The organism is Streptomyces sp. NPDC006925, assembly GCF_042869575.1.
Lineage (GTDB): Bacteria > Actinomycetota > Actinomycetes > Streptomycetales > Streptomycetaceae > Streptomyces.
Map to the genome: position 1 here is coordinate 29,140 of NZ_JBIAGB010000031.1, position 14,031 is coordinate 43,170.

Sequence of the window (14,031 nt, forward strand, 5' to 3'; positions counted from 1 at the left end):
GGTGGGCATTCCCATCTTGTGGAACACGTTCTACTCTGTGCGCCGCCGTCGGCACACGTCGTGGAGCGGAGGGACCGTGTACCTCGAATACACCACCGAACAGCAGGAGCTGCGCACGCGGTTGCGGGAGTACTTCACCGGCCCGGACGGAGTCGTGCCTCCGGACGCGCACCCGCGGAACGTCGAACCGGCCGCGCAGAAGCGGTTCTACCGGGAGACCGTGCGGCGGCTGGGCCGGGACGGCTGGCTGGGTGTGGGCTGGCCGCGCGAGTACGGCGGCCGCGGAATGAGCGCCGTCGAGCAGTTCATCTTCTTCGACGAGGCCGCCCAGGCGGGCGTGCCGCTGCCGCTGATGGCGCTCAACACCGTCGGGCCCACCCTCATGCGCTTCGGCACCCCGGAGCAGAAGGACTACTTCCTGCCCCGGATCCTCTCCGGCGAGATCGACTTCGCCATCGGCTACAGCGAGCCCGGCGCCGGTACCGACCTCGCCTCCCTGACCACCCGCGCCGTCCGCGAGGGCGACACCGAGACCGGGCACTACGTCGTCAACGGCCAGAAGATCTGGACCACCAACGGGGACACCGCCGACTGGGTGTGGCTCGCGGTGCGCACCGATCCCGACGCCGCGCCGCACAAGGGCATCACGCTGCTGCTCGTGCCGACCAGCGACCCGGGCTACTCCTGCACCCTCATCACCACTCTCGCCTCGCACGACACCACCGCCGGCTTCTACGAGAACGTCCGGGTCCCGGCCCGCCGCCGGGTCGGTGCGGAGAACGGCGGCTGGAAGCTGATCACCACACAGCTCAACCATGAGCGGGTCACCCTGGCGGCACACGGGACCACGGCCGTCCGGGCGCTGGAGGACACCCGGCGCTGGGCGCGGAGGACGAAGCTCTCCGACGGCCGCCGCGTCATCGACCTGGGCTGGGTGCGCACCCGGCTGGCCCGCGCGCATGCCCGGCTGGACGCCATGAAGCTGCTCAACTGGCAGATGGTGGACGCTCTCGACAAGGGCACACTCACCCCGCACGACGCCTCGGCCGTCAAGGTCTACGGCAGCGAGGCGCGCCGCGACGCCTACGCCTGGCTGATGGAGGTGGCCGGAGCCGCCGGACCGCTCAAGGAGGGCTCCGCCGGTGCGGTGCTCCGCGGGGAGCTGGAGCGCGGCTACCGCAGCGCCGTCGTCTTCACCTTCGGCGGCGGCAACAACGAGATCCAGCGCGAGATCATCTCGTGGATCGGCCTGGGCATGCCGCGCGTGCGGCGCTGAGCCCGCGCCGCCCTCCGGCAGATGACGGGGTCGGAAGTCCGCCTCCGGCGGAAACTCCCGACCCACGTGCGACACCGAAACCGTCTGTATACGTCAGTAACACATCGAACCAGTCAAACGCGTACACCTCGGCATCGGTTGGCATACACGCGCAGGAACGAGGCAGCCATACTGGGCAGACAGGGGAGGGAAGAACGCGGCAACGACGGGGGCGAGAGACGGGGATGGTGCAGAGCACCCTGATCCATGGCCGGTACCGGCTGCTCGATCTTGTGGGGCGTGGCGGTATGGGCGAAGTGTGGCGGGCGCGCGACGAGTCACTGGGCAGACGCGTGGCCGTCAAGTGCCTGAAGCCGCTGGCGCGGCGCGAGGACGCGGGCTTCCTGCGTGTCCTGCGCGAACGCTTCCGGCGGGAGGCGCGGGTCGCCGCCTCGCTCCAGCACCGCGGTGTGACGGTCGTGCACGACTTCGGGGAGGACGACGGACTGCTCTACCTCGTCATGGAGCTGCTGGAGGGCCGCAACCTCAGCCAGCTGCTGGCGGACAACAAGGGGCAGCCGCTCCCCCTTGCCGAGGTCCTCGACGTGGCCGAACAGGTCGCGGCGGCCCTCGCGTACACCCATGCCCAGGGCGTCGTGCACCGGGACCTGAAACCGGCCAACGTCATGCGGTCCGAGGACGGGGCCGTGAAGATCTGCGACTTCGGCATCGCCCGGCTGGCGCACGACATCGGCTTCACCGCCCGGATCTCCGGCAGCGGTACGGCCATGGGCACCCCGCACTACATGTCCCCCGAGCAGATCGCGGACTCCGCCGTCGACCATCGCAGCGACCTCTACTCGTTCGGCTGCGTCCTCTACGAGATCGCCACCGGCTCACCCCCGTTCGAGGGCGCGGACCCCTGGGCGGTGCTCGTCGGCCACCGGGACACCCCGCCCGTACCGCCGTGCGTCCACCGCCCCGACCTGCCGCCGCCGCTGGCGACCGCGATCCTGCGGCTGCTGGCCAAGGCGCCGGACGAACGGCCCGGCGCCGCAGCCGGGCTGGCGGGCGAACTCGCGGCCGCACGCGCCCAGCTGCCCGGTGCGTGGACGGGCGCGTGGGGCACGACGGCCTTCCCCGGCACTCCGGTCGCACCGGCCGCGGTCGGGGGGATCGCGCCGCTGTGGATGCCGCCGTGGACGCACGGGATGCACGCCGGCCTGCCGGCCGGTGGCGCCCGTCCGGCGGGCACGCCGCCGGACGGAGCGCCGGTCGGTGCCGGTGGGCTCGCCGCGTGGTGGAGCGGGAGCCCCGGGCGGCGGTCCCGGGTGTCTCTCGGACAACCGCCCGGCGCCGGAGGGTCCGCCGTGCGCGGCCCGGTGGCGTCGTGGGGCGTCGCGCGGGTCTTCGCCGCGTCCGGTGCCGCGGACACCACCCACGCGGCCGCCCGCCCGGCCCCGGCGCGCGTCCCCGCGCAGGGCGCCCCGCCGCGGGGACGGCTCGCCCTCCTGGCGGACCGGCGCGAGGCGGGGCTGCGGCTGGGCCGGGCCGGTCGTTGGGAGGAGGCGTACGAGGTGCACCGCGCGGTCGCCGCCGAACGGGAGCTGCTGCTGGGGCCCCAGCACCCGGACACGCTCGCGAGCCGGCACGACACCGGGACCGCACTGGCCCGGTCGGGTCGCCACCCGGAGGCGCTGGAGGAGTACGCCTGCACCGCCGCCGGCCGTGCCGGTGTGCTGGGGCCCGAGCATCCCGACACGCTCGCCGTCCGGCACGAGCTCGGGCACGCGCTGGGCCGGCTCGGTCGCTGGGAGGAGGCGCTGGAGGTGCACCGCCAACTCGCCTCGGTGCGCGCGCAGGTGCTCGGCTCCGCCGATCCGGCGACGGTGGCCAGCCGGAACGAGGAGGCGCACTGCCTGGAGCGGCTGGGCCGCCGCTCGGAGGCGGACGAGGTCTACCGCGAACTGGCGCGCAGGTGCTGACCGCAGGCGCAGGCGTACCGGGATCGGTGGGGGTGGAAGGGGCCGCGTGAGGCGGTCGGGACGAGGGGGATGGCGCCCGCAGCCGACACCTGACGCAGCATCAGAAAATGTCTTCCCTCCGCGGCACTCCTGCGGCATCCTGCCGCGCATGCAGACGGAGCTGAGCAGACGCCTGGGAGCAGAGCACGCCATCTTCGGCTTCACCCCCTTCCCGGCCGTCGCCGCGGCGCTCAGCCGGGCAGGCGGATTCGGCGTGCTCGGTGCCGTGCGCTACGGAGCGGCCGACGATCTCGCCCGCGACCTCGACCTGCTGGAGTCGCACGCCGGCGGACGGCCCTACGGCCTGGACGTGGTGATGCCCGCCAAGAAAGTCGAGGGCGCGAGCGAGGACGAGATCGAGGCGATGATCCCCGAAGAACACCGGCGCTACGTCGAGGAGATCCTCGCGGCGTACGACGTCCCCGAACTCCCGGAGAGCGAACGCAGCGGCTGGCGGATCACCGGCTGGATGGAGAGCGTCGCCCGCAGCCAACTCGACGTCGCCTTCGAGCATCCGATCGGGCTGCTGGCCAGCGCGCTGGGCCCACCACCGCCGGACGTCGTCGAACGGGCCCACCGCAGCGGTGTCCCGGTGGCCGCGCTGGCCGGGAGCCCCCGGCACGCGCGGCGCCACCGCGAGGCCGGTATCGACATCGTGGTGGCCCAGGGCTACGAGGCGGGCGGCCACACCGGGGAGATCGCCTCCATGGTGCTCACCCCCGAGGTGGTGCGCGCCGTCGACCCGCTGCCGGTGCTCTGCGCGGGAGGCATCGGCACCGGCGAACAGCTGGCCGCCGCCCTCACGTTGGGTGCCCAGGGCGCCTGGCTCGGCTCGGTCTGGCTGACCACCACCGAGGCCGACCTCGGATCCCGGGCGCTCACCCGCAAGCTGCTGGCCGCCGGACCCGGCGACACGGTCCGCTCCCGCGCCCTGACCGGAAAGCCGGCGCGACTGCTGCGGACCGCGTGGACGGACGCGTGGGAAGCGGCGGAGGGGCGCCCGGGGCCGCTGCCGATGCCCCTGCAGGGGCTGCTCGTGGCCGACGCCACCTCGCGCATCCAGCGGCACGAGGTGGAGCCGCTGCTCGGCACTCCGGTCGGCCAGATCGTCGGCTCGATGAACAGCGAACGGTCGGTGCAGGCTGTCGTCGACGATCTCACCCGCGGCTTCGACCGCGCCCTCGCCCGACTGAACACCCTCGCGCGCTGAGCGGCACCCGGGGGGGCGACGGCGCGAGCCCCGCCCCCGGGAGACCGGCGCGGCGAGCCAGCGCGGCCGGCCGCGGCCGGAAGCCGGTGCCACGCCCACGCGCCGGCCCCGACACGAGAGGAGAACGAGGTGGACGCACCCAACGGGTTCTGGGCGCAGGCCCGGCGCGACCCCGGGCGCGAGGTGCTCGCCGCACCCGACGGCGCCGAGTGGACCGCGGCCCGGTTGCACGCGGAATGCAACAGGATCACGCACGGCCTCGCGGCGGCCGGTCTGCGCGCCGGTGACGCGTTCGCCACGATCCTGCCCAACGGCCCCGAGTTCCTCGCCGCCTATCTGGCCGCCGCCCAGTCCGGCCTCTACCTGGTGCCCGTCAACCACCACCTGGTGGGTCAGGAGATCGCCTGGATACTCTCCGACTCTGGTGCGAAGGTCCTGATTGCTCACTCCCGCTACGCGGAGCCCGCGAGCGCGGCCGCCGCCGAGGCCGCACTGCCCCCGGAGCGGCGCTACGCCGTGGGGCAGATGGAGGGCTTCCGGCCCTACGCGCAGCTTTTGGAGGGCCGTCCGGCCGAGCCGCCGGCCCACCGCACCAGCGGCTGGGTCATGAACTACACCTCGGGCACCACGGGCCGCCCGCGCGGCATCCGGCGGCCTCTCACCGGCAAGCGCCCGGAGGAGACACACCTCGGCGGCTTCCTCGGCATCTTCGGTATCGAGCCCTTCGACGGCAACGTCCATCTGGTCTGCTCGCCGCTCTACCACACCGCGGTGCTCCAGTTCGCGGCCGCCGCGCTGCACCTGGGGCACCGGCTGGTGGTGATGGACAAGTGGGATCCCGAGGAGATGCTGCGGCTGATCGACCGGCACCGCTGCACGCACACCCATATGGTGCCGACACAGTTCCACCGGCTCCTCGCGCTTCCGGAGGCGGTCCGCGCCCGGTACGACGTCTCCTCGATGCGGCACGCCATCCACGGCGCCGCGCCCTGCCCCGACCACGTGAAGCGCGCCATGATCGGGTGGTGGGGCCGGTGCGTGGAGGAGTACTACGCCGCCAGCGAGGGGGGCGGGGCGTTCGCGACCGCGGAGGAGTGGCTGGCCAAACCCGGCACCGTCGGCAGGGCGTGGCCGATCAGTGAACTGGCGGTCTTCGACGACGACGGCAACCGCCTCGGCCCGGGCGAGCTGGGCACCGTCTACATGAGGATGACCACCGGCGGCTTCGCGTACCACAAGGACGAGGGGAAGACCCGCAAGAACCGCATCGGGGACTTCTTCACCGTCGGCGACCTCGGCTTTCTGGACGGGGACGGCAGCCTCTTCCTCCGCGACCGCAAGATCGACATGATCATCTCCGGCGGGGTCAACATCTACCCGGCCGAGATCGAGTCCGCGCTGCTCACCCACCCCGCGGTGGCGGACGCCGCCGCGTTCGGCGTGCCGCACGAGGACTGGGGCGAGCAGGTCAAGGCCGTCGTCGAGGCCGCACCGGGCCACCGGCCCGGCCCGGAGCTGGCCGCGGCGATCCTGGCGCACTGCGCGGGGCAGCTCGCGCGCTACAAGTGCCCCGCGACGGTGGACTTCACCGAGGAGATGCCCCGCGACCCCAACGGCAAGCTCTACAAGCGCAGGCTGCGGGAGCCGTACTGGGCGGACCGGGCGGCGCGGCGGCCGTGACCGGCGGCCGCCGCGCAGGGCCAGACGGGTACGTCTGGGGGTGATGGCCTGCGCGGACCTCGTGGCCACTTTTCCCCTCTTCCCTGCACGGCCATGATGCTGACGGGGCGTCGTGGGCAGCGCCCGCGGCGTCGCCGTCACACGCACCGATGTCAGGAGGACCCATGGCCGGGCTCTGGAGCGGCGAAGGCGTACTGCGCCGCAAACCGATCGAGCACATCGAGGAGACCGAGGGCGGAGCCGGACAGCAGCTCTCCCGCACCCTGGGCCTGCGGCACCTGACCGCGATCGGCGTCGGCGGCATCATCGGGGCCGGTGTCTTCAGCCTCGCGGGAACGGTCGCCAACGGCAAGGCGGGTCCCGCCGTGCTGATCTCGTTCCTGGTGGCCGGGCTGGCCAGCGCCTGCGCGGCCCTCTCCTACGCCGAGTTCGCCGGGCTCATCCCGAAGGCGGGCTCCGCCTACACCTACGGCTACGCGGTGCTGGGCGAACTCGGCGGCTGGTTCATCGGCTGGGACCTGCTGCTGGAGTACACGGCCATCGTCGCGGTGGTGGCGATCGGCATCTCCGGGTACTTCTCGTTCCTCCTCGGCGAGACCGGCCTCGACCTGCCGGCGTGGATGCTGGGGGCGCCCGGAACCGGCGCCGGGCACCGCGTCGACCTGTTCGCCGCGGTGCTCTGTCTGCTGATCGCCTATCTGCTCACACGGGGCATCAAGAACGCGGCCCGCTTCGAGCTGATCGTCGTGGGCCTCAAGGTCGCGGTGGTCCTGCTGGTGATCGTCGTCGGCGTCTTCCACGTCAAGACCGGCAACTGGCACCCGTTCTTCCCCTTCGGCGTCTCGGGCGCCTTCACCGGTGCGGCGACGGTCTTCTTCGCCGTCTTCGGCTACGACGCGATGAGCACGGCCGCCGAGGAGTCGGTGGACGCCCAGCGGCACATGCCCAAGGCGATCATCTACTCGCTGGCCATCTCCATGGTGCTGTACGTGGCCGTCAGCCTGGTGCTGACCGGTATGCAGAACTACCGGGACATCGACCCCGACAGCGGCTTCTCCACCGCCTTCAAGTCCGTCGGGCTGAGCGGCATCGCCGACGTCATCGCCGTCGGCGCCATCATCGGCATCCTGACCGTCATGTTCACCTTCATGCTCGGCGTCACCCGGGTGTGGTTCTCCATGAGCCGGGACGGGCTGCTGCCCAAGTGGTTCGCCAAGACCGACGCCGTCCACCACGTGCCGGTCCGCGTCACCTGGATCGTGGGCGTCGTCTCCGCCGTCATCGCGGGCCTGCTGCCGATCCAGGAGGCCGCCGAGCTGACCAACATCGGCATCCTGCTGGCCTTCGTCGTGGTCTGCGTCGCGGTCATCGTGCTGCGCTACCGGCGCCCGGACCTCCCGCGCACCTTCCGGGCGCCCGGCATGCCCGTCACACCGGCGCTCGGCGTCATCTTCTCGATCTGGCTGACCACCTACCTCGACTGGCAGACCTGGGTGCGCTTCCTGGTGTGGTTCGTCATCGGCCTGATCGTCTACTTCGGCTACTCCTACCGGAAGTCCGAGCTGGCCGTACGGCCCGGTGGCACCCGGCCGGGCTCCTCCGGCAAGCGGGACGAGTGACGGAGCGTCCCGTCATGTGAGCGCGCCCGTTTGAGCGACAACGGAACGCGCCGGGCGGGCCTGCGCCACTCAGTCGTCCCGGGGCGCGGGATGCGTCCGCTCCCGCAGGATCCGCCGGGCCCAGCGGTAGTCCGCCTTGCCGCTGGGCGACCGCTGGATGTGCGCGGCGAGCACCACACTGCGGGGCACCTTGTAGCCCGCGAGCCGGGTGCGAGCGTGGGCCCGCACTCCCTCGGCGGTGAGCGGTACGGCGGCGTCGCCGCGCAGTTGGACGACGGCCGCCACCCGCTGGCCCCACCGTTCGTCCGGGAGGCCCGCGACGAGTGCGTCGTAGATGTCGGGGTGGGACTTGAGGGCTTCCTCCACCTCTTCCGGGTAGACCTTCTCGCCCCCGGTGTTGATGCACTGGGAGCCCCGGCCCAGCACGGTGACGACGCCGTCCGCGTCGACGGTCGCCGTGTCGCCCAGCAGCACCCAGCGCGTCCCCTCGGCCTCGAAGAAGGTCTCGGCGCTCTTGGCGGGGTCGTTGTAGTAGCCCAGCGGGACGTGGCCGCGCAGCGCGATGCGGCCGGTCCGGCCCGGTGCCACGGGGCGGCGGGTGACCGGGTCGACGACGGTGGTGTGCGCGTCGACGCTGATCCGGAAGCCGTTCGCCGGGCCGGAGTCCGCGGTCGCGGTGCCGTTGAACCCCGACTCGGAGGACCCGAAGTTGTTGAGCACGGCGGTGTGCGGGACCAGCGCCGTGAACTGCTCCCGGACCGTCCCGGAGAGCACGGCTCCGGAGCTGGAGAGCGCGAGCAGCGAGGAGCAGTCGGTCCCGCGCATCGACCCGGCGAGCGCGTCCACCAGCGGCCGCAGCATCGCGTCCCCCACCAGCGAGAGTGCGGTGACCCGCTCGCGTTCGACGGTGCGCAGGACCTCCTCCGGTGCGAACTTGCGGTGCAGCACCACCTTCTGGCCGTAGTCCAGTCCGATGAAGAGCGTCAGTGTGGAGGTGCCGTGCATCAGCGGGGGAGTGGGGAAGAACACCAGTCCCTCGCCCCCGGCCGCGACCCGCTCGGCCAACTCCTGCGGCCGTGCGACCGGTTCGCCGGTGGGCGCACCGCCGCCGAGCCCGGAGAAGAACAGGTCCTCGGCGCGCCACATCACCCCCTTGGGCATTCCCGTGGTGCCGCCGGTGTAGATGAGGAACAGGTCGTCGCCCGAGCGCGGGCCGAAGTCGCGCTCGGGCGATCCCGCCGCCTCGGCCTCGGCGAACTCCGCGAACGTGGTGGGCGCTGCGCGGCCCCGCGGGGTCGGTACGCACGGGTCCGGGCCGCCTCCCACCCGCACCAGATGGCGCAGCTTCGGCGCCCGCGGCGCGGCCGTGCGCACCCGGGCGGTGAACTCGCCGTCGAAGACGAGCGCCGCCAGGTCGGCGTCCCGGTAGAGATGGACCAGTTCGCCCTCCAGATAGCGGTAGTTGACGTTGACGGGGACGGCCCGGATCTTCAGGCAGGCCAGCAGGGTCTGCACGTACTCGACGCCGTTGTACAGATGCAGTCCGACGTGTTCGCCGGGCCGCACGCCGCTGCTCGTGAGGTGGTGCGCGAGCCGGTTGGCCGCGCGGTCCAGTCCGTCGTAGGTGAGTCTGCGCTCGGCGCCGGTGCCGGGGTGGTCCAGATGGACCAGCGCCTCGCGGTCGGGGACGGTGTCGGCGACCGACTCGAACAGGTCGGCAAGGTTGTACTCCACGGCGCGCTCCTCCATACCCCGGCCCGGCGTGCTCGTCTCGTGTGCGTGCCCCCGTGCGTGCCAGCGCTGCGCCCCCGTACTGGTGCTGCCGGCGCCATCAGAGCACCGGCGGGGGAAGACCGGAAGAGTGCCGCGAAAATATATGACGCTGCGTCAGAAACCTCTTGAACTCCCGCCGCCCGTACTGCAACCTGTTCCAGGTCCGGGTGCGGACCGCAGACGGGAGGAACCGCGATGGGCGGCACCGAGCAGCTGACCGTGGAGCGCGCGGGTGCCACCCTCGTGCTCACCCTCAACCGTCCCGAGGCCAGGAACGCGCTCTCCCTGCCGCTGCTCGTCGGCCTGTACGACGGCTGGCTGGAGGCCGACGCGGACGACACGATCCGCTCCGTCGTCCTCACCGGCGCCGGCGGCACCTTCTGCTCCGGCATGGACCTCAAAGCCCTCGCCGGGGACGGCACAGCCGCCGATCCCCACCGCGAACGGCTGCGCGCTGACCCCGACCTGCACTGGAAGGCCATGCTGCGCCACCACCGGCCGCGCAAGCCGGTCATCGCGGCGGTGGAGGGGCACTGCGTGGCGGGCGGAACCGAGATCCTCCAGGGCACGGACATCCGCGTCGCGGGCGAGAGCGCGGTCTTCGGCCTCTACGAAGTGCGCCGCGGCCTGTTCCCGATCGGCGGCTCGACGGTGCGGCTGCCGCGGCAGATCCCCCACACCCACGCCCTGGAGATGCTGCTGACCGGGCGCCCCTACAGCGCCGAGGAAGCCGCCCGCATCGGGCTGATCGGACGCGTCGTACCCGACGGCACCGCACTGGAGGCGGCACTGGAGACCGCAGCGCGGATCAACGCCTGCGGACCGCTGGCCGTCGAGGCCGTGAAGGACTCGGTGCACCGGACGGCATCCATGACGGAGGCCGAGGGGCTCGCCGCCGAACTGGAGTGCGGCTGGCCCGTCTTCGCCACCGCCGACGCGAAGGAGGGCCCCCGGGCCTTCGCCGAGAAGAGAGAGCCACGCTTCCGCCGGGAGTGAGCCCGCCCGCCCGCCCGGACGGACGGCGCAGCCGGGGACAGCTCCCCGACCGGAGACCGAAACGCAGCCGGAGCAGGAACCTCAACCAGAGACGGAAGGGGCACCCACCCTTGAACGCGGCACCCGCGCACGGAACGCTCAGCGCCCCCCTCGTCGTCGAGTTCCCCTTCACCCGCTCCCTCGGCCCGGTCCAGAGCGCCTTCCTCACCGGCCTCCGCGAACGCACGGTCCTCGGCGTCCGCACCGCGGACGGCCGCGTTCTGGTGCCGCCGACCGAGTACGACCCCGCCACCGCCGGGGAACTCCGCGACCTGGTGGAGGTCGGCCGGACCGGCACCGTCACCACCTGGGCGTGGAACGGCGCCCCGCGCCGGGGGCAGCCCCTCCGGGAGCCCTTCGCATGGGCGCTGGTCCGCCTCGACGGCGCCGACACCGCGCTCCTGCACGCGCTCGACGTTCCGGCCGGCCCCGAACACGTCCGCACCGGGATGCGTGTGCGTATCCGCTGGGCCGACGAGCGCAGCGGCGCGATCACCGACATCGCCTGCTTCGAGCCCGCCGCCGCAGCGGACGACGGCACCCGTCCCGAAGCGACGCCGCACAGCGGAACGTTCGCCGACCCCGTGCACGGCATCGTCGCCGAGGCCCGCCTCGACTACACCTACACCCCCGGCCGCGCCCAGACCCGCTATCTGGAGGCACTGGCCCGGCACCGCACCCTGGGCGAGCGGTGCCCCCGGTGCCGCAAGGTGTACGTCCCGCCGCGCGGCGCCTGCCCCACCTGCGGAGTGCCCACCGCGGAACAGGTGGAGGTGGGGCCGGCGGGGACCGTCACCACCTTCTGCGTCGTGAACATCAAGGCCAGGGGACTCGACATCGAGGTGCCCTACGTCTACGCGCACATCGCCCTGGACGGCGCCGGGCTCGCCCTGCACGGCCGGATCGCCGGCATCCCCTACGACCAGGTGCGGATGGGGCTGCGCGTCGAGCCCGTCTGGGTCGGAGGCGGGCGCCACCCGGACCACTACCGGCCCACGGGCGAGCCGGACGCGGCCCCCGAGACCTACCAGGAGCTGCTGTGACGATCCGGACCGGACTCCCCGAGGTCGCCGTCGTCGCCTTCGCACAGACCGCGCACGTACGGGCGGCCGACGACCTCTCCGAGGTGGAGATGCTGCTCCCGGTGCTGCGCGAGGTGCTGGAGCGGACCGGACTGAGCGCGGGGGACGTCGACTTCACCTGCTCCGGCTCCTGCGACTACCTCGCCGGACGCGCCTTCTCCTTCACCATGGCCCTCGACGGGGTGGGGGCCTGGCCGCCGATCTCCGAGTCGCACGTGGAGGCGGACGGCGCCTGGGCCCTCCACGAGGCGTGGGTCAAGCTGCTGACCGGCCGGGCGGAGACGGCGCTGGTGTACGCGTACGGCAAGTCCTCGGCCGGGGACCTGCCCGCGGTCCTCACCCGCCAACTCGACCCCTACTACCTCGCCCCGCTGTGGCCCGACTCCCTCTCCCTCGCCGCGCTGCAGACCCGCGCGCTGCTCGACGCGGGCGGGACCGACGAGCGGGAGCTGGCCGGGATCGCCGCCCGCAGCAGGAACGCCGCCGGAGCCAATCCGTACGCCCAGCTCACCGGCTCGCCCTCCGCCCACGCGCTGCTGACGGGCGACCACCTCGTCCGGCCGCTGCGGCTGCACGACGTACCGCCCGTCACCGACGGCGCCGCCGCGGTCGTCCTGGCCGCCGGAGACACCGCCCGCCGACTCTGCGGCACCGGCCGCCGCCCCGCGTGGATCCGCGGCATGGACCACCGGATCGAGGCGCACAGCCTGGGGGTCCGGGACCTCACCGACTCGCCCTCCACCCGGCTGGCCGCCGAACGCGCCGGACTCTTCGACCCGCAGGCGCCGCCACCGGACGTCGCCGAGCTGCACACGCCCTTCACCGCGCAGGAGGTCGTCGTGCGCAACGCGCTGCGGCTGGGCCCGGGCACCGCCGTCAACCCCTCGGGCGGGCCGCTGGCGGCCAACCCCGTGATGGCGGCCGGACTGATCCGCATCGGCGAGGCCGCCGACCGCGTGGCCCGCGGAGAGGCCCGCCGAGCGGTCGCGCATGCCACCTCGGGCCCCTGCCTGCAGCACAACCTCGTGGCGGTCCTGGAGTCGGACGCCGCCGAAGACCGCTCCGGCCCGTGCCGAGCCGAGGAGGAGCGAGGATGAGCACCGCCACCCGGCCCGGCGCCGGGAGCAAGGAGCCCGTCGGCATCGTCGGTGTCGGCCAGACCAAGCACGTCGCCGCCCGCCGGGACGTCTCGATCGCCGGGCTGGTCCGCGAGGCCGCGGTCCGGGCGCTGGAGGACGCGGCGCTCGGCTGGGCCGACATCGACGCCGTGGTCATCGGCAAGGCGCCCGACTTCTTCGAAGGCGTCATGATGCCGGAGCTCTTCCTCGCCGACGCGCTCGGCGCGGTCGGCAAGCCCATGCTGCGGGTGCACACAGCCGGTTCGGTCGGCGGCAGCACGGCGCTGGTCGCCGCCGACCTGGTCGCGGCCCGGGTGCACCGCACCGTGCTGACCCTCGCCTTCGAGAAGCAGTCCGAGTCGAACGCCATGTGGGGCCTGTCGCTCCCGGTCCCGTTCCAGCAGCCGCTGCTGGCGGGCGCGGGCGGCTTCTTCGCGCCGCACGTCCGCGCCTACATGCACCGCACCTCGGCACCCGACCACATCGGCGCGCTCGTCGCCTACAAGGACCGCCGCAACGCGCTGCGGAACCCTTACGCGCACCTCCACGAGGAGGGCCTCACGCTGGAGAAGGTGCGCTCCTCACCGATGCTGTGGGACCCCATCCGCTACTCGGAGACCTGCCCCTCCTCGGACGGTGCCTGCGCCATGGTGCTGACCGACCGCGCCGGGGCCGCGCGCGCCCCCGGCCCACCGGCCTGGGTGCACGGCGGAGCGATGCGCAGCGAGCCCACCCTCTTCGCGGGCAAGGACGCCGTCTCGCCGCGCGCGGGCAGCGACTGCGCCGCCGACGTCTACCGGCAGGCGGGCGTGGCCGACCCGCGCCGCGAGATCGACGTGGTGGAGATGTACGTCCCCTTCTCCTGGTACGAACCGATGTGGCTGGAGAACCTCGGCTTCGCCGAGGAAGGGGAGGGCTGGCGGATGACCGAGTCCGGCGCCACCGGCCCCGGTGGCGAGCTGCCGGTCAACCCCTCGGGCGGAGTGCTGTCGACCAACCCCATCGGCGCCTCGGGCATGCTGCGCTTCGCCGAGGCCGCCCTCCAGGTGCGCGGCGCCGCAGGCGCACACCAGGTGCCGGGGGCGCGCAGGGCGCTGGGTCACGCCTACGGGGGCGGCTCGCAGTTCTTCGCCATGTGGCTGGTCGGCGACCGGCCGCCCAGCAGCTGACCACCCGCCCGGAACGATGCCGGGCGCGGCGCACGGGCCGGCCGCCACCCCCGCGCGGGAGGAGCG

10 protein-coding genes are annotated in these 14,031 nt (G+C 73.2%); 9 read left to right on the top strand and 1 reads right to left on the bottom strand.

Annotated elements, in window-relative coordinates; all coding sequences use genetic code 11:
- Positions 1-76: 76 nt before the first annotated feature.
- The 5 genes from ACFYNS_RS28635 (at position 77) to ACFYNS_RS28655 (ending at position 7,788) form a co-directional block, all read left to right on the top strand.
- Positions 77-1,276 (top strand): acyl-CoA dehydrogenase family protein, encoded by a 1,200-nt coding sequence (locus tag ACFYNS_RS28635; protein ID WP_360301764.1) that lies wholly within the window; start codon positions 77-79, stop codon positions 1,274-1,276.
- Positions 1,277-1,500: 224 nt separating this feature from the next.
- Entirely contained in the window at positions 1,501-3,240 is a 1,740-nt protein-coding gene (locus ACFYNS_RS28640) for a protein kinase (protein WP_388605695.1), read from the top strand.
- Between the two features lie 148 nt (positions 3,241-3,388).
- Entirely contained in the window at positions 3,389-4,489 is a 1,101-nt protein-coding gene (locus ACFYNS_RS28645; RefSeq protein WP_388605697.1) for an NAD(P)H-dependent flavin oxidoreductase, read from the top strand.
- Between the two features lie 129 nt (positions 4,490-4,618).
- The gene (locus ACFYNS_RS28650) at positions 4,619-6,169 is read left to right on the top strand and encodes an acyl-CoA synthetase (protein WP_360300771.1); all 1,551 of its coding nucleotides are present in this window, start codon (positions 4,619-4,621) and stop codon (positions 6,167-6,169) included.
- Between the two features lie 164 nt (positions 6,170-6,333).
- Positions 6,334-7,788: an amino acid permease gene (locus ACFYNS_RS28655; protein WP_360300773.1), complete on the top strand. Its 1,455-nt coding sequence runs from the start codon at positions 6,334-6,336 to the stop codon at positions 7,786-7,788.
- 69 nt (positions 7,789-7,857) lie between these two features.
- Here ACFYNS_RS28655 and ACFYNS_RS28660 read toward each other — a convergent pair whose 3' ends face one another.
- On the bottom strand, positions 7,858-9,522 hold the full coding sequence (locus tag ACFYNS_RS28660; protein WP_388605699.1) for an acyl-CoA synthetase: 1,665 nt from the start codon (positions 9,520-9,522) through the stop codon (positions 7,858-7,860).
- Between the two features lie 234 nt (positions 9,523-9,756).
- Here ACFYNS_RS28660 and ACFYNS_RS28665 point away from each other — a divergent pair, with 234 nt between their 5' ends.
- The 4 genes from ACFYNS_RS28665 (at position 9,757) to ACFYNS_RS28680 (ending at position 13,965) form a co-directional block, all read left to right on the top strand.
- A complete protein-coding gene (locus ACFYNS_RS28665; protein WP_360300779.1) occupies positions 9,757-10,557 on the top strand; it encodes a crotonase/enoyl-CoA hydratase family protein in 801 nt (266 codons plus the stop codon).
- 110 nt (positions 10,558-10,667) lie between these two features.
- On the top strand, positions 10,668-11,639 hold the full coding sequence (locus ACFYNS_RS28670) for an OB-fold domain-containing protein (RefSeq protein WP_360300781.1): 972 nt from the start codon (positions 10,668-10,670) through the stop codon (positions 11,637-11,639).
- Positions 11,636-12,775: a thiolase domain-containing protein gene (locus ACFYNS_RS28675; RefSeq protein WP_388605701.1), complete on the top strand. Its 1,140-nt coding sequence runs from the start codon at positions 11,636-11,638 to the stop codon at positions 12,773-12,775. Before ACFYNS_RS28670 ends, ACFYNS_RS28675 begins: the two co-directional genes overlap by 4 nt.
- Positions 12,772-13,965 (top strand): thiolase domain-containing protein, encoded by a 1,194-nt coding sequence (locus ACFYNS_RS28680; RefSeq protein WP_388605703.1) that lies wholly within the window; start codon positions 12,772-12,774, stop codon positions 13,963-13,965. The genes ACFYNS_RS28675 and ACFYNS_RS28680 overlap by 4 nt, the downstream gene beginning before the upstream one ends.
- The last annotated feature ends 66 nt before the right edge of the window (positions 13,966-14,031 follow it).